Source organism: Pseudomonas sp. IT-P4 (genome assembly GCF_949767755.1).
GTDB classification, from domain to species: Bacteria; Pseudomonadota; Gammaproteobacteria; order Pseudomonadales; family Pseudomonadaceae; genus Aquipseudomonas; species Aquipseudomonas monachiensis.
Window position 1 is genome coordinate 169,208 of sequence record NZ_CATKPX010000056.1, and the last position, 15,946, is coordinate 185,153.

A 15,946-nucleotide genomic window follows, 5' to 3' on the forward strand; every position below is an offset into this window, starting at 1 on the left:
TTCGGTACTCATGATCGCCTGGCCGACCTCCCGATGTTGCCCAAGCGAACCCATTGGTCGCAATTTTTATCACCCAAGATTGACCGCAAGCACGCTTCAACGTTAACTGTATGTATATACAGCTTGGTTAAGGCATGTCTCATGAGCGTCACCATCCTCGGGCCACTGGCAGAAGGGGGAGTCCAGCTCCCGTTTTACTCGTTCAAAGTCCCTGCGGGCTTTCCGTCACCAGCGGCAGATCATCTCGAGCAGCACATCTCCATCGACGAGCTTCTGGACATCCGAGCACCACATATCTACTTGGTGCGCATTGAAGGCCACAGCATGGAAGGTGCGGGCATCTTTGATGGAGACATGGCCGTGGTGGATCGCTCGATTACCGCTGAGCATGGGCACATCGTGATTGCGGCGGTGAATTGCGAGCCGGTCTGCAAGCGCCTGTGCAAGCGTGGGCCTAACATCATTCTCATGTCCGAAAACGTAGGTTATCCGCCGCGATACATCCTCGAAGGCGATGAGCTGATTATCTGGGGGGTGGTGACATTCAGCGTGCGTGCTCATGATCCAAAAGCCTGAGCCTGTCTTCGCGCTGATCGACTGCAACAGCTTCTACGCGAGCTGTGAGCGGGTGTTCCGCCCTGACCTGGCCAAGACACCCATCGTGGTGTTGTCGAACAACGACGGCTGCGTGATTGCACGTAGCGCAGACAGCAAACCGTTCGTGAAAATGGGCGAGCCTTACTTTCAGATCAAGCACAAACTCAAGCAGCACGGCATCGTCGCGTTCTCCTCGAACTATGCGTTATACGGTGACATGAGCGAACGTGTGATGAGCGTCATCGAGTCGTTGGTGCCTGCTGTCGAGGTGTACAGCATCGATGAGGCCTTCGCGGATTTAGCAGGTGTACCGGGTGATCTTGAAGCGCTAGGGCGTCGGATTCGGGCACAGGTGTATCGAAGCACCGGTATTCCGGTCGGCGTCGGTATTGCCGGTACCAAAACCTTGAGCAAACTCGCAAATCACGCAGCCAAAAAATGGCAGGCGCAGAGTGGCGGTGTCATTGATCTACGTGACCAGGTTAAGCGCGACTGGGTGCTTAAGAAATGCTCGGTCTCAGATGTCTGGGGTGTAGGTCGGAAGATGACTCTTCACTTGGAAGGCATGGGCATCAAGTCCGCGTGGGATCTCTCCAAAACCGACCCCTGGATGCTTCGCAAAAGATTCAATGTGGTCATCGAAAAGACTTCGCGTGAGTTGGCGGGTACGCCATGCCTTGAGCTTGATGAGCCTGATCCGCCCAAGCAGGAAATTTGCTGTTCTCGCATGTTTGGCAAACGCCTCACCGAGATCGCACCAATCAAGGAGGCGGTCGCTTCCTACATGATGCGAGCCACCGAAAAGCTCCGTGCGCAGCAATCGTTGTGCAAGAAAATCAGGGTCAGTGTCCGCACCGGCATGTTCAATCCAGAGGAAGCAAAGTACGCCAATGGTGTGCTGGTTGAATTGCCTTACCCAACTGATGATGTGCGATTGATGACGAAGGCGGCGGTGGAGGCTGTTGATTGTGCGTTCCGACCAGGGTTCAAGTACAGCAAAGCAGAGGTGCTCTTGCTCAGCCTATGCCAGAAAGGTGAGTACACCGATGACCTTTTTTCCATCTCACAACCGGTCGCTACTGAAAAGGTCATGAGCGTGCTGGACTCCATTAATGAGCGATGGGGTAGGGGAACATTGCGCTTAGCGAGTGTGCCAACCAATCCCGATTGGGGAATGCGCCGGGAGATGATGAGTCAGAGTTTCACGACGAGGGTAGATCAGCTTTGGACGGTCTTCTGCAAGTGAATTGAGATACGCGATTTGCATTGCATAGCATTCTAGATAGGCATCGGACTAGGCAGATCTCATTTCAAGCAGTCAAAATAGCAAAGGATGCATCCTGTTTTTTCCTAAAATTGCAGTTACGCACATGGTTTTTTAGGTGTCTGTCTAGCTCAACTCAATTGGATTTTCATCTGACCCATCACGAATGCCTCATTTTGACGCTACCTGTAGTAGCCCTCTCGGTGTCCATATGCCATGATCAGGAAAAATTGCTAAGGGAATAGTCATGAGCACACCTTTGCGCATCAAAGAAATTTACATTTCAAAACTCTACGGAATATATAACCATAAGGTAACTCTTAAGGATGAGGGGATTACCATAATTCATGGTGCTAATGGTGTCGGGAAAACAGCAGTTTTAAAGAGTTTGAAGTATTTATTTGATTGGGATATGGATGCATTATCAGGTATTCCATTTCGCACAATGCATGTTGGGCTAAGTGATGATACTAAAATCTCAATTGCCAGGTCTCTAGACGATAATAAGTTATTATCTCGTTCTAATAACGGCCTAATTGGCCCTTTGGAGATTTCCTTTTTTAAAGGTGCCAATGGACATGTAGAGACGGTGCTTCCAGTTGATCCGGAATTGTATAAGGTTGCTGAGGCAGTAGCTGATAATCAACCATGGTTGAAAAAAATTCAACGTGGTCTTTGGGTCGATGAATCTACTGGTAAGGCTGTTGATATATGGGACGTGGCAGAAAAATACCTTCCGCCACGTCACAAGAAAAAAAGAACCAGATCTGCTTTTTTTGATAAGATCAGGAAAGCAGTAAATGTTAAGATGATCGACACTAATCGTCTTGCGCGGCGTGATGAAGGGCGGCGAGAGTTAAATGTTGAAAGTTGTGCAGCTGATATGTTGGAAAAAATTGAGCAGGTTAGTTCTGAGTATGCAAAACGGTCTCAAAAACTCGATCAGTCGTTCCCTCATCGCCTTATTATGGGGCAGCACGACGCACTAGAGTCTAATGTTGTTGAAACTCGCCTTAAACACTTAGAGAGTTATCAAGCTTGGTTGAGTTCTATGGGGCTGTTGGCTACTTTTGATGGGCCAGCATTTCCATCGGATGTGAGGGCGCTGTCTCGAGGTAAGTTGGAGACGATAAGTTTATTTGTGCAAGATAGCGAGAAGAAGTTGGATGCGTTTAGTGAGTTGGCTGAGCGTTGCTATATTCTGCTTGAGTTATTAAGGGAGAAATTCAAGCACAAGCACTTAATGATCAGTAAAGAAAAAGGGTTGTCAGTTGTTGATGAGGCCGGATCAGAGATTCCTTTGACATCCCTCTCCTCGGGTGAGCAACATGAAATTGTTATTAATTATGAGTTGTTGTTTAAGACGCCGGAAAATTGCCTACTGTTAATAGATGAGCCTGAGATTTCGTTGCATGTTAAGTGGCAGCGCAGTTTTATTGGTGATTTGTCAAGAATAGCAAAAGTAGTTGGGTTTGAAACACTTATCGCAACGCACTCTCCGTTCATCGTGGGCGACAACCATCATCTGATGGAATCGCTGGACGAAATCGGAGATAGTGATGATTACTGAAAGAGAACCCGGCGATATTATTTCAGAAGTCCTGATGACATTGGCAGCCGATCCCGAAACAATTTTTTGGTTGCTTGAGGGTATCTCGGATGTTAAGTTTTTCAGGTCGCGCTTAAAGTCAGGTATTTGCTTAGTCGACTCAACAGGAAAATATAAAGTTATTTCTACAATGCAGAGAATCAATGCTGATAGAAGGCTCGCAGAAATAAAGCTTTTAGGTATTGTAGATAATGATTATGACTGGCTGACGGAGTATCGGTTGCCGGAAAATATTATTTCAACCGAGCCCCGAGATCTTGAAGGTGTTATGTTGAGGGCTAATAGCGTTGCGTGTGTGTTGGCTGAATATGGTAATGCAGAAGCGGTTGTAAGGTTTGAGCGCGGTGGGGTATCGATAGTTGAGGCGGTGATTCAGCGATCACTGTTGTTTGGGAAAATCCGGGCGGTCAATAACTTAAATGAAAAGGTATGTCTCAAAAAGTTTAAGCCGCTGCAGTTTTTCAAAGAAGATTGGAGTTATGATGAGGAGTCGGCGTTAGAAAGAGCAGTGCAGCTAGGTGTTGCTCCAAATGCTGAAATTCTTCGTGAGAAAATCCGAGATCTTCCTTCAGTCAGCGATTGGTATTATATTCGAGGACATGACGCTATTGACATTCTTTGCGGGGGGCTTAAATCGTTGTTTGGTGACGGTCGATCAGTTGGCATTCCAGCTATTGAGCCTATCTTGCGCCAGTCTTTGAATGATGAAGACTTTGCCAGATCTAAAATTTTTACTGAAGTAGTTCAGTGGCACCAAGATCGCGGTCTTGGTAGTCCGTATATTTATTCACCTAGATAATTAAATTTTATTTAATTGGAGGATGTGTTTCATGTCCAAACTCGCTGAATTCCGCCAACTCGAAAAACACCTTGCCGAACAGCTTGAAGCTCTCGAAGCCCTGAAAGGCGACGCTGGCCTCAAGAAAGAAATCGAATTTGAAACCAAGCTGCGCGCTCTGCTTGCCGAGTACGGCTACAGCCTGCCGAACGTGATCAACCTGCTTGATCCGAAGTCCGGTCGTCGAGCTCCAGCCGTCGAGTCCAAGGCCGGCAGCCGTAAGCCACGCCAGGTGAAGATCTACAAAAATCCGAACACTGGTGAAGTCGTCGAAACCAAAGGCGGCAATCACAAAACGTTGAAAGAATGGAAAGCAGAACACGGCTCCGCGACCGTTGAATCTTGGCTGACCAAGTGATTTTGGTTTGAGTACAAAAGGGCCCTTCGAGGGCCCTTTTTATTGCCCGGAATTTTTTCAGAACCGATCATTAATTGAACACTTGTGAGCTGGGCAGGAATCCGCGCCGGTAAGGGTCAGTCGAGAGCTATTCACAAGTCCGATATCACTGTGGAAGGTGTGCTCTCTGAGGCCGAGCGCTCGAACACCCGCAGGCCATTCCAGATGGGGCGCTGTCTGCGGCATTAGCGCTGTACCTACACCATTTTCTGCCAGCTTGAGGATGACCTCCAGTCCATCCGGCTCACCGCTCAGCATGGGCACATCATGATTGCGGCTGTGAACTAGGAGCCGATCTGCAAGAGTCTATGTAAGCGAGGCCCAACATCATCTTGATGCCCGAAAATTTATGCTATCCACCGCGTTAGTTCATAAAGTTAATTCAGCTGTAGAAGTGAACTGTCTCTGGCGACAAGTTCGGGCTCGAGCCTGATTGAGCTAACCGTCCTTCCTTTGATTTTTTGAAGTAGCAATTCCATAGCTCGATACCCCATTTCATGCATCGGCGACCGAATGCTGCTGAGTGGAATCGGAAGCTGCGCAGCCAGAGGGGTATCGTTGAAGCCCACAATTGCTATGTCGTGCCCAGGTGTTAGGCCGAGCGCACGCGCCGCACCCATGACGCCAATCGCGATGAAGTCATTTACGGCGAATACGGCAGTAGGGCGTATTGATCGCGAGAGAAGCTTCATCCCAGCTTCATAACCTGCGGCGGTATCAAAATGGCTTGGGACAATCCAGTCAGATGAGATATCGATGCCAACAGTTCGACAATAACCAACAAAGCCCGCTGCACGCTCTACGCCGGTACTGGCAAAGGACTCCCCTGCAATCACTGCGAGTTGCGTATGCCCTTGAGAAATGAAGTGCTCAGCTGCTAGAGCCCCACCCCGGTAGTCATCGCAGGTGACAGAGCAGTAATCGCCAGCGCGACGGCTAACCAGTACAAACGGTATGCCTCGTCCTGCGATGTCCTCTAGGAACTCATTGGCCGAGTCTACATGGGCATCACCAATGATGAGTCCATCGACTCGGCGTGCCAGCGCCATTTCACCCAGCTCTCGCTGGATGGCTGGTGAGTCCTGGGTATTGGAAACGAAAGTGAAGACCCGATTCTTATAGGCAGCTTCGTCAATGCCCTCGTAGATCGTTGCCAGTACAAGGTCGGACAGCCTCGGTACGAGTACGCCGACTGCCTGACTACGTTGTGTTTTCAGGCTGGTAGCGTGTGGGTTTGGGCGATATTGCAGCTCGGCAGCCAGTTTCCTAATTCGCAGCACTGTCTCAGGGGATGCCGCCAAAGCGGCGTCATCTTGCGAGCCATTCAAGACGCGGGAAACGGTAGAGACAGAAACGCCGAGCTGCTGCGAGAGTGCTCTCAGTGTGATCGGTTTTCCTGGTGTGCTCATACATTCCTTCTCACCAATACGATTATTTCAGCCAATAGGGTGCGAAAGCCCGAGATTGTCAAACGTCTGAGTGTGCGGGCTTCGCAACAAATATTGAACACATCTGACGAGTTTCGGCGCTTTTTCCAGAAAAAATCATCTTTTAGGCTCCATTCTGCGCCGACGAATGGCCAATCCTACCATATTGACTTTCCTAAATTTGAGAGCATAGTTTGCCTACCCAAACGTTTGGGTAGCGATCCGTCGCTAAACCCAAACGTTTGGGTTAAAACAATAAGACGAGGTTTCAGCGATGAACGAAAGTACGAAAGAGAGAGTGAGTCCGGTTCGAGTGGCTGTGGTGCAGTTCGATCCTCAGGTCGGCATGGAAAACCGTGAGCGCAACTTGAGGCACGGCCTGAGCATGGCGCTACAGGCAGTCGAAGGTGGTGCGAACCTCATTGTGTTGCCGGAGCTTGCAAACACGGGCTATCTCTTTACCAGTCGGCAGGAAGCTTTCGAGCATGCGGAAGGTGTGCCGAATGGCCCTAGCGTCCAGGTCTGGATGGACTTCGCGAAGAAACACGACGTTTATCTAGTCGCTGGTGTTGCCGAGCGAGATGGAATGCAATTGTTCGACACGGCAGTTCTGTTGGGGCCTGAAGGCTTTATTGGCAAGTACCGCAAGGCCCACTTGTGGAATTTGGAGAAGCTCTGGTTTACCCCTGGAAACTTGGGCTTCCCGGTGTTTGACACCCCTATCGGGAGAATTGGTCTGTTAATTTGCTGGGATATCTGGTTCCCAGAGGTGCCCCGGATTTTGGCTCAGCAGGGCGCCGACATCATCTGCAGTGTTAACAATTGGGTATGGACTCCACCGCCCCTGTTCGACGAGACCGGCAAATGCATGGCCTCGTACCTGACGATGACTGCCGCCCATGTGAACAACGTTTTCATTGCTGCGGCCAACAGAGTGGGGACTGATCGTGGTGAGCGGTTCCTGGGCTGTTCGCTAATTGCCGGAACCAACGGATGGCCGATTGGCGAGGTCGCGCCGTCAGAGGGGGAGACCATCGTGTGTGCTGACATTGATTTAGTCTCCGCTCGCAGCGCACCGATCTGGAACAGTCTCAATGATCTGCCGCGTGACCGTCGGACTGACCTCTACGATTCCATGCTGGGTTATACCGGCCACAGCGCTTTTCCACGTTGAGGGCCTGCCAACATGGAAAACTCAACTGCGGCCAGCAAACTCAAGTCTTCTGAAGTTTCCATCGTATTGAATGCAATCGCTGCTGCTGCGCTAGTGCTTATAGTGGCTGGAGTTGGTCATCTGGCCACATTAATAGGCGCTTCGACTACGTCGCAATGGCCGGGATTTGTTGAGCTCATGAAAAGCCTGCCAGAGCCGCTCGCGTGGTTGCGATGGTTCTTGGGTGATATGAGTGAGGCGACGTTCTATAAGCACGAGTTCGCTTCGATAGGAATGCTGCTCGGCGCTTTGCTAGCGCACTGGGCGTGCAAACGAGGGGCGCGCTGGCAAGGTTTCTCTGTTTCCTATGGAACTGGGTTATTGCCTTGGATATTGTTTAGCTCGTCTCTGGGCTTGATTCTGAGCAATCTCCTTTGGAGCTGGACAATCGTGCAAAGCAGCGCGTGGCAGCCCACTTTTGTGACCTTCGTATCGTTACCAGCTGCCATGGTGCTGATGTTCGGGAGGGGATGGAAAGTCGCGATAGTGGGTGCCGTGATGGGAGCACTTCTGGTGACTCCAATAGCGCTGGTTCTGGTGAATTACGTTTGCAACCCTCTAAAGCTGCCAAGCATCATCGGCAACGTCAGTGCAATGGCGCTAGGCAGTGCGGTGGCATTCGTAATTTGTCGCCTGGTTCCAGCATTGGTACGTAATAAGCTGGCGCCGGTGGAGGCGCCCAGCCCTGGAGCCACCACTCCCCTTGTGTACGGCCCGAGCTGGACGGTCAGGCGAATTCTTGCTGATTTCACTGAGTCACCATTCGTGGGCAACGAACTGGCCAGTATCGGCTTGATCTTAGGTCTGCTGTTTGCCATCAGCTTGAACCCGCTGAGTCCAGTGTATGGCACTGGTCTTGCTGCACAGGTATTGGTGGGGCAAGTACTGGCCTCCGCTATTGGTGTACTGCTGTGGCGCAGACAATGGATGGTAAGAGGTTGGTATCCGACCTATATACCGGTGGTCTCTGTGACACCTGCCGCAATACTGACCTATGGTGGTACGCCGGTAGTGATTGCCATCAGTGCGTTGTTAGGCGCGCTGATTGGGCCACCGCTAGCCGCTGCCATCTCTGACCGTCTGCCAAAGAGCTTTCATCCATACCTTGGCAACGTGATATCAATGGCGATTTGCACATTGGTGGTTTTGCCAGTTATCGGCATGTTGCCTGGTGTGGCCACACATTAGACCAGTCCTACTCATTAATTATATTGAGGTGCGAACCAGTCGCTGTTGAAATACACATCGATGTGTGCGGCTGGTTCGTGATTAATGGTTCTCGTTTGGTCGGAAGTAAAATGAAAATGAATCCTCCGTTGTTAGGTTTTTATTCGGGAGTCTCTCTGCAAGAACTGGGGAGGCGTCTGCGAATAGGTGAGCTCACTTCAGTGGAGTTGGTGCGCAAAAGCCTCGAAGCATATGAGTTAATTAATCCTCTCGTTAATGCTTTTACCTTTGTGGCTACAGATATGGCTTATGAGGCAGCCTCAATGGCAGATAGAGAGCTGGCAGAGGGTATTGATCGAGGGACACTCCATGGGATACCCGTCGCAGTTAAGGACAACATTTTTACTGCGCAGATTCCAACAACAATGGGGTCAGCACATTACAAAGGGTATGTTCCAGAGCATGATGCAAAGTGTGTGCAACTCCTGAAATCTGCCGGGGCGGTCATCCTGGGTAAAACAACCACCCATGAGTTTGCCTTTGGCCCGACCGGAGACTGCGCAGCTCAAGGCCCTACGCTCAATCCGTGGGATACTTCTCGCATGGCTGGTGGCTCAAGTTGCGGAAGTGCCGTTGCAGTAGCATCTGGAATTGTGCCAATTGCTATTGGAACTGACACGGGTGGTTCAATACGGATACCAGCGGCGCTCACTGGCGTAGTCGGTTTCAAACCGAGTATTGGCAGGATTTCTACAGAAGGCGTCTTCCCACTTTCGAAGACCTTGGATCATGTAGGGATTTTGGCGAACAGCGTAGAAGATGTTGCCCTGGTGCTAAGAGAGATTTCGCCAGAGAAAAAAACCTTAGATTCGGATATCTATGTAGAACCAGAAGAACTCAAGCTGGGCTGGGTCTCTCCAGAAACGTTCACGCTGACTGATCCTTTAGTTATAGACAGTGTATTTCAGTGCGCAGATGCACTATCTGGTGGAAGTATCTCCGGCGCCAGTGATGTTTCAAAGCTGGCTGGAGAACTTCGCCGCGCATTTGGATTGATCCAAAAGAGCGAGGCATATGAAGTTCACTCGGAGCGAGTACTGTATCACTCAGAGCTGTACCAGATAGAAGTTCTAGAGCGCCTGCTGGCGGCGCAAAGCGTGAAAGGCTGGGAGTATGTTCAAGCGATGCATATTCGGCAGACGCTTCAACAGTCGATGTTAAAAATATTCAAGGAATTTGATCTGTTGGTCATGCCGACGGTTCCAATTCTAGCTCCAAAACTATATGAGCGAGCACTTGAGATTGGTGGAAGCAGTGTTCATGTTCGAGACGCGCTCCTGAGCTTAACCAGTCCTTGGAATTTGTTAGGGCTTCCAGCGATCAGCATTCCTTGCGGATTGGTGGAGGGGCTGCCAATAGGGCTTCAACTGATTGCCCCGCTCGGGAAAGATGAATTTTTACTCGAGATCGCTACTAAATTGTTCACTCATTAGCTCACCTAGTTGAGCGTACATTTTTCTCCTTTTTGACCACAACTGAAAGAACGTTGGAACGGTCGAAATTGGGGCCTATCCGATAGCGTAAGAGGATGTCGACAGCCCTTAAAAAAGTTCGTGGCTTTTAAGGCTTTTTGATGTGTCGGCGATACTTGGGAGGCTTCGGCCTCCATTTTTTTTGCTAGTTTAATTGCAGGTGCTGTGACATCAATGAGAAGCGCGCTCCTTCGAGCCACGAGGCCCGGCTACCCATCGAAATTACATTGTCCCGTGTCTAATAGGCCTAAGCAGTGGGCAATGGAGATGTCGCTGGTTCGGGCCACCTGGCCCGGCTTGGTGGTAGGTTTTCAGATGGAGGTGAAAGTGCAGTCATCGATCAAGGAATACCAACCAGGGCCCCAGATCCCACCGAGTATTTGGATGACCCTCGGGCTGCCGTCACGGGGTAGCAGGCTTCATGACCTAGTTCGCGAAGGACTGTCTTTCGTTTTCCTCGACCGGATAGCGAGTCTTCTGCAGGTGCCTCCAGGGGATATCGCTAAGGCTATTTGCTTATCCACCACAACGCTTGCGCGTAGAGCGAAAGCAGGACGGTTCAACCCCCTAGAAAGCGACCGCTTGGTAGCACTGATAGCTGTCTTTGAGGAAGCCCTTTCCCTGTTCGAAAACAATGTCGCCGCTGCATTAGAATGGATAAACTCGCCGGTTCGAGGGCTTGGTTCGAGGCGTCCACTGGACATGGTGAGGACGAGGGTGGAAACAAAAGCCGTGCTCGATCTTATCGGTCGACTGGAGATGGGAGTGCTTGTTTGAGATTCATCAGGCTGTCTACTGGACAGGATAGCTGAAGCTCATTTTGCTATCGCTCTTTCAGGCCTACGCCCGGCTGACGTCACGTGCTGCGAGATCTCTCAAAGCATGGCTACGTCCTACCTCAGCAAGGCCTGACTAAGCTAAAAGCTGAAGTGTTAGGTTCAGGTGGGCGGAAAGGCAGGTAGATTTTAATAATCCCAGCGTTCTTCAGCCAACACTTGATGGTCACGGTTGTGGCGCTTGGATTTTGAGCTAAAGGAGATTAGCGCTCATTGATGTCTTTGTAGGCTGTGAATGAAAGCGGCCTTGCCCCTGAGCCTTGGTTTCCTAACCCCAGCTCGTAGCACAACCTTGCATAGATTCTCGGCGGAAACCCACCATTGAAGTTCCACACATCGCCACCCATCCCCATCTGTAAGACTCCGGAAATATGTTGGTACTTGTATCCAAGCTTTTGGCGGACAATATATGCGGACACCTGCTTGCTCTGGGTGAACCCTAGCACTAACAACTCTGTAACAAGTTGGCGAAACTCCTCTTCTTCCGCTTTTACATTGACCCTCATCTGATCTGCTATCTCTTGAAGCCTAGTAGTTTCAGCTCTTCGCAGTTCTTCGTGCTCTTTCTTTTTCTCTTCCTCTAAAATATACCTTCTTGCTTCTAATTGACGAGCCTCATCTAGCGACAACAGATCAAGAGTTGCTTTTCTGATCGTTTCTGGTAGCGATATCTCCGCATTCAGCCAGGATTTCTCGATAGTTTCTATAAATTTTGATGCGTTATCAGGGTGATTTTGCCTCATTTTTGTCGGGTCTAGAATCGCGATAACTTTTTGGCCTTTCTCTGATATTTCAAATTCATACCAAAAATACAGAGGTTCATGTGAATTATGGCTGTTTAGTGCCTGAGCTAACTCTGGGCGGGTTCGTTTTACACTCTTTATGTGAAAAAACACCTCCCTAGAAGGCGACCCAATGAAGGTATGAGAGACAAATCCGAAGCCTCTATCTTCAATGTATCTTTCAACTCTTCCGAAATCGATTTTCACTGTGTTCCCCGTGATCAAGCCTCCTCCAGTGGTATGGCAGGCGGCGTTACGTTTACGCGTTTAAGCGGAGGCTTGCGCCAATGCTCGACAAAGGGTTGTCCTACTTTCCGAGGCCTGTCTACGCTAAGAGCTGCAGTGTCAGATTCAGAGGGCGGAAAGGCAGCTGATTTTAATAATCCCAGCGTTCTTCAGCCAACAACGACCTATTCAACTCATCTCGATGCGCCTGCCATTGCGGTAAGTACTTATCCATCAGGCCGCGAAAGTGGTCGTTGTGGTGGCGTTCGATTAGGTGTAGCAGTTCGTGGACGAGAATGTATTCCAGGCACTGGATCGGCTTTTTGGCCAATTCCAGGTTGAGCCAGACGCGGCGGGCGGCGATGTTGCAGGTGCCCCACTTAGTTTTCATCTTCTTGATGCCCCAAGCGTTCGCCTCAACCCCCAAGATCGGCTGCCATTTATCTAGCAGCGTGGGGATTAGTTTTTTCAGCTCGGCCCGGTAGAAGGCTTGCAGCAGTTCTTCACGCCGATCAGTACTGGTCTCTGGGCGCACGAACAAATCCATCGCGGCATTCCCCCGTAACGCGACTCGCATTGGTGTGCTGCCTTCGACTATACGCAGGCGATAACGCCGCCCCATAAAGTAGTGGCTTTCACCACTGACCATGCGCCGCTGGGACTGTCGAGGCTGAGCTTGAAACTTGGCGCGCTGGCGTTTGATCCAGCCGAGTTTACCAACCACCGCCAAGCGCACAGCATCGTCGCTGACGGCCAATGGTGCCGCCACGCGCACCCGACCCAAGGGCGGATAAACGCCCAGGTGCAAGTTTTTGATGTTCTTGCGCACCACTTCAACGCTCAGGCCGCTGACCGTGATGTTGTGGTTGTCAGTAGTCACGTTGGCTCGTTACCAGTTCTAGTAGTTTATCCAAGGCCTTTTGGGCAGAGCCTGAGTGGTACTCGCCAGCAAGTTCCGCCGCGTCGTGGCTGGCTGCATCAAGCACCTCTTTAAGCGCCAGGCGCACCTTGCGTACCTTGAAGGCGTTGTTGCGCCAATCATCCTGACGGTTAGCCATTACCGCGTTATCGACTGCCAACGCCAACCCGGCATTTTTATCCAAGTTGTCGAACAGCGCCTGGCGCGCCCCGGTGTTCATGGTCGAGGGATAGCTATTGTTGCTGCTGGGGTTCTTGGCCTGTATGGCCAGCTCAACAACTTCCTGCAAATACTCCTGATAGCTGATGGCGTCTTCTTTGCGTTTGGCAATCAAGGCATCCAACAAGGACGACATGGTCTCGTAATACTTCGGGTTGATTGGTGATTCATCGATGATCAGCTTGCGCACGTTGTTCTCGATGGTTTCTGCCACAGCCTCCTGACTGCCGCGAATGCCCTTGGGCAAGGCCTCTACCGCATCAACGCCGCGCTCGACGATAAGCTGAATCAGCGACATATCATCGAACGCCGAGATTTTTTCGCTCTCTTCAGCACGGATGTAGGTGTCGATCAAAAAGCGCATGTCAGGCTCATATGCCTTGAGGTCGATGTAGTCGCCGCTGGCAATCTTCACCTCGTCACGCACTTTGTTGTAGTGATCGACCTCGTCTTTGATCTCGGCAATTTGCTTGACGCTGTAGCCTGCCTCTTCAAGCTCATTGGCCACGCTGGCAAAGCAGCGGATCAAAGCAGAGGTCATCTTGTACAGATTCAACCGGCGCGGCTCGTTGGCCTTGAGCTGTTCGGCATTGCCCGATTCAGATCCGCAGAAATAACGCAGGTAAGCCGGCGTATCTCGTGGCCGATCAACTGGCTCGCATAGCGCCTTGATGGTCTCCCGCGCATCCTCAAGGTCATCGCGGGCGTTACCGAGACGGTCTTCCAGCAGGCCAGCAACATCGGCTTTATCGAAGCCATCCAGAGCGCCGCTGGTGTAGTCGCCGATGGAGTTTTCTAGCTGTTTGAACAGATCTTTGTAGTCGACGATGTATCCGTATTGCTTGTCTTCACCGTCGAGGCGGTTGACCCGGCAGATGGCCTGAAACAGGCCGTGGTCGCGCATTTGTTTGTCGATATACAGGTAGGTGGCTGAAGGCGCATCAAAACCAGTCAGCAGCTTATCGACCACAATGAGCAGGCGCATCTGCCCTGGTTCCTTGATGAACTTCTTCTTGGCATCTTTCTCGAACACTTCCGGATCTTTGCCATTCAGCATCTGATTGTAGATGTTGTATTTGCGCAGCTTCTCGGTCAGCCCTTCACCGGTAGCCTCGCCCTTAATGTCGGCTGGTGATGGCTTGTAGCTGGTGACTATGGCGCAGGTATCGGCCATGCCGGCCTTGGCGAATAGCTCATAGCATTTGCAGGCCTCGAAGATGCTGCTGGTGACCAGCATGGCATTACCCCGGCCATTGGCCAGGCGGTCACGGGTGGCTAAGTCGAGCATGATGTCGGCGACGATTTTTTCCAGTCGCGACTGGCTCGACAGCACCTTTTGCATACTTCCCCAGCGCTGCTTCAGCTGGGCCTTAGCCAAGTCATTCAGGCCCTTGGTTTTGGCCTCAAACCACTGGTCGATCTTTTTCTGCGAAGTGATGTTCTGGTCGATGTCGCGTGCTTCGTAGCGCAAGTCCAGTACCACGCCATCTTTAACGGCCTCGTCAAACTTGTAGGTGTGGATGTAGCTTCCAAACACCTCGATGCTCTTTAGTTTGTCCGCCTTGAGCAGCGGTGTGCCGGTGAAGCCAACAAACAGCGCATTGGGCAGAATCGTTTTCATGGCTTTGTGCAGTTCGCCAGACTGGGTGCGGTGGCACTCATCGACGAACACATAGATATCGCCCTTGGCGCGAAAATCAGGCGGCAGGTTCTTACGCAGCTCCTCAAGGAAGCCTTTGATATCCGGGTTATCCGAATCGTCTTCTTCGCGGCTGCCGAACTTATGCACCAGTGAACACAACAGCCAGGGTGCCGGCTGGTTCAGCTTGGCGATCAGGTCAGCGCCGCTCTGGCTGCGGTAAATTTGCTCATTGACCCCGGTAAAGACCTTCTCGATTTGCTCGTCCAGTTCGGTACGGTCGGTGATGATCAGTACCCGAGAGTCCTGGATGTTTTCACGAATCCACTTGGCCAGCCAGACCATGGTCAGTGACTTACCACTGCCTTGCGTGTGCCAGATGATCCCGCCCTCACGGCGGCGCAAGTAATCCTGCGCGGCACGCACACCAAAATACTGATTCTGCCGGCAGAGCTTTTTCACCCCGCTGTCGTACGCTACGTAGTCATGCATAAGCTCCAGCAAGCGGCGCTTGCTGCACACCTGTTGCAAGTGACGATCCAGCAGGTTCTCGACCGGGCTGTCTTCCTTCCAGGTCAGAAAATACTTCTCCCCGGTCTGGATGGTGCCGTAGCGCATGCCTTGGGTATCGTTGCCCGCCATCACCAACTGCATGGTGGAAAAGAACGGCTGGATGAACTCAGGTTTTTGGTTATCCAGGTTCTGGCGAATACCTTCATTGACTGCTACCCGTGAGCGCTTCAATTCCAGCACGGCCAGGGCAATACCGTTGATGTACAGCACTACATCCGGGCGCTTGGTGCTGGCCTTGGCATCTGCACCCTTAACCGTCACTTCCTCGGCTAGCGCGAAGTGGTTGTTCTCGGCGTTTTTCCAATCGATGAACCATACGGTCTGGGTGTTCTCGCCTACCTCGCTCTTAACTCGTACCCCATAGCGCAGCAACTCATACACAGCTTTGTTACGGTCATACAGGCTTTTGCTGGCATCGGCGGCAACCTTGGTCAGCTCGAACAAGGCGCGGGGAATCAGCGCGGCGTCTACATCTTGCTCGGTCAACCAGCTGCGCAGCAGCTCTTGCTCGATGTTGGCGTTGCCGGCGCGATCCGCCCAGTCACCCAGATACTCGTAGCCGAGGGTGTGCTGGAACAGCGCAACCACGCGGTCTTGGGTCTTGCGTTCGATCTGCCCGACGCTGCTCATCAGTCTTCTTCCCTTATTGCTTCGTACAACCTTCGATTCGTGAACGTGAGGCGATATTTTTAAGCAGGCTTGTCTTCGA

13 protein-coding genes are annotated in these 15,946 nt (G+C 51.3%); 9 read left to right on the forward strand and 4 right to left on the reverse strand.

Features of this window, described 5'->3' with window-relative positions; genetic code table 11:
- The first annotated feature begins 141 nt into the window (after positions 1–141).
- From ACM6IT_RS22100 to ACM6IT_RS22120, 5 genes are all read left to right on the forward strand, one after another.
- Positions 142–576 carry a LexA family protein gene (locus tag ACM6IT_RS22100; protein ID WP_414918683.1) on the forward strand — a complete coding sequence of 145 codons (435 nt, stop codon included), beginning with the start codon at positions 142–144 and terminating at the stop codon, positions 574–576.
- On the forward strand, positions 563–1,843 hold the full coding sequence (umuC, locus tag ACM6IT_RS22105) for a translesion error-prone DNA polymerase V subunit UmuC (protein WP_414918746.1): 1,281 nt from the start codon (positions 563–565) through the stop codon (positions 1,841–1,843). The genes ACM6IT_RS22100 and umuC overlap by 14 nt, the downstream gene beginning before the upstream one ends.
- Positions 1,844–2,108: 265 nt before the next feature.
- Positions 2,109–3,431 (forward strand): AAA family ATPase, encoded by a 1,323-nt coding sequence (locus ACM6IT_RS22110; RefSeq protein ID WP_414918684.1) that lies wholly within the window; start codon positions 2,109–2,111, stop codon positions 3,429–3,431.
- On the forward strand, positions 3,421–4,269 hold the full coding sequence (locus ACM6IT_RS22115; RefSeq protein WP_414918685.1) for a DUF4435 domain-containing protein: 849 nt from the start codon (positions 3,421–3,423) through the stop codon (positions 4,267–4,269). The genes ACM6IT_RS22110 and ACM6IT_RS22115 overlap by 11 nt, the downstream gene beginning before the upstream one ends.
- Before the next feature lie 31 nt (positions 4,270–4,300).
- Positions 4,301–4,666 carry a histone-like nucleoid-structuring protein, MvaT/MvaU family gene (locus ACM6IT_RS22120; RefSeq protein WP_414918686.1) on the forward strand — a complete coding sequence of 122 codons (366 nt, stop codon included), beginning with the start codon at positions 4,301–4,303 and terminating at the stop codon, positions 4,664–4,666.
- A gap of 416 nt (positions 4,667–5,082) precedes the next feature.
- On the opposite strand, the gene ACM6IT_RS22125 is transcribed toward ACM6IT_RS22120, so the two are convergent.
- Complete coding sequence (locus ACM6IT_RS22125; protein WP_414918687.1) at positions 5,083–6,114, reverse strand: LacI family DNA-binding transcriptional regulator; 1,032 nt, start codon at positions 6,112–6,114, stop codon at positions 5,083–5,085.
- Positions 6,115–6,406: 292 nt separating this feature from the next.
- On the opposite strand from ACM6IT_RS22125, the gene ACM6IT_RS22130 reads away from it, so the two are divergent.
- The 4 genes from ACM6IT_RS22130 (at position 6,407) to ACM6IT_RS22145 (ending at position 10,821) form a co-directional block, all read left to right on the forward strand.
- Positions 6,407–7,306 carry a nitrilase family protein gene (locus ACM6IT_RS22130; protein ID WP_414918688.1) on the forward strand — a complete coding sequence of 300 codons (900 nt, stop codon included), beginning with the start codon at positions 6,407–6,409 and terminating at the stop codon, positions 7,304–7,306.
- A 12-nt stretch (positions 7,307–7,318) separates the two neighbouring features.
- Positions 7,319–8,533 carry a hypothetical protein gene (locus tag ACM6IT_RS22135; protein ID WP_414918689.1) on the forward strand — a complete coding sequence of 405 codons (1,215 nt, stop codon included), beginning with the start codon at positions 7,319–7,321 and terminating at the stop codon, positions 8,531–8,533.
- 110 nt (positions 8,534–8,643) lie between these two features.
- Positions 8,644–10,005 (forward strand): amidase, encoded by a 1,362-nt coding sequence (locus ACM6IT_RS22140; protein WP_414918690.1) that lies wholly within the window; start codon positions 8,644–8,646, stop codon positions 10,003–10,005.
- Between the two features lie 423 nt (positions 10,006–10,428).
- Positions 10,429–10,821, forward strand: coding sequence for an antitoxin Xre-like helix-turn-helix domain-containing protein (locus ACM6IT_RS22145; RefSeq protein WP_414918747.1), 393 nt, complete (start codon positions 10,429–10,431; stop codon positions 10,819–10,821).
- A 262-nt stretch (positions 10,822–11,083) separates the two neighbouring features.
- Here ACM6IT_RS22145 and ACM6IT_RS22150 read toward each other — a convergent pair whose 3' ends face one another.
- From ACM6IT_RS22150 to ACM6IT_RS22160, 3 genes are all read right to left on the reverse strand, one after another.
- Positions 11,084–11,869: a cold-shock protein gene (locus ACM6IT_RS22150; protein WP_414918691.1), complete on the reverse strand. Its 786-nt coding sequence runs from the start codon at positions 11,867–11,869 to the stop codon at positions 11,084–11,086.
- A gap of 169 nt (positions 11,870–12,038) precedes the next feature.
- Positions 12,039–12,767, reverse strand: a complete 729-nt coding sequence (locus ACM6IT_RS22155; protein ID WP_414918692.1) for a M48 family metallopeptidase — start codon at positions 12,765–12,767, stop codon at positions 12,039–12,041.
- Complete coding sequence (locus ACM6IT_RS22160) at positions 12,757–15,867, reverse strand: type I restriction endonuclease subunit R (RefSeq protein ID WP_414918693.1); 3,111 nt, start codon at positions 15,865–15,867, stop codon at positions 12,757–12,759. Before ACM6IT_RS22160 ends, ACM6IT_RS22155 begins: the two co-directional genes overlap by 11 nt.
- Positions 15,868–15,946: the final 79 nt, after the last annotated feature.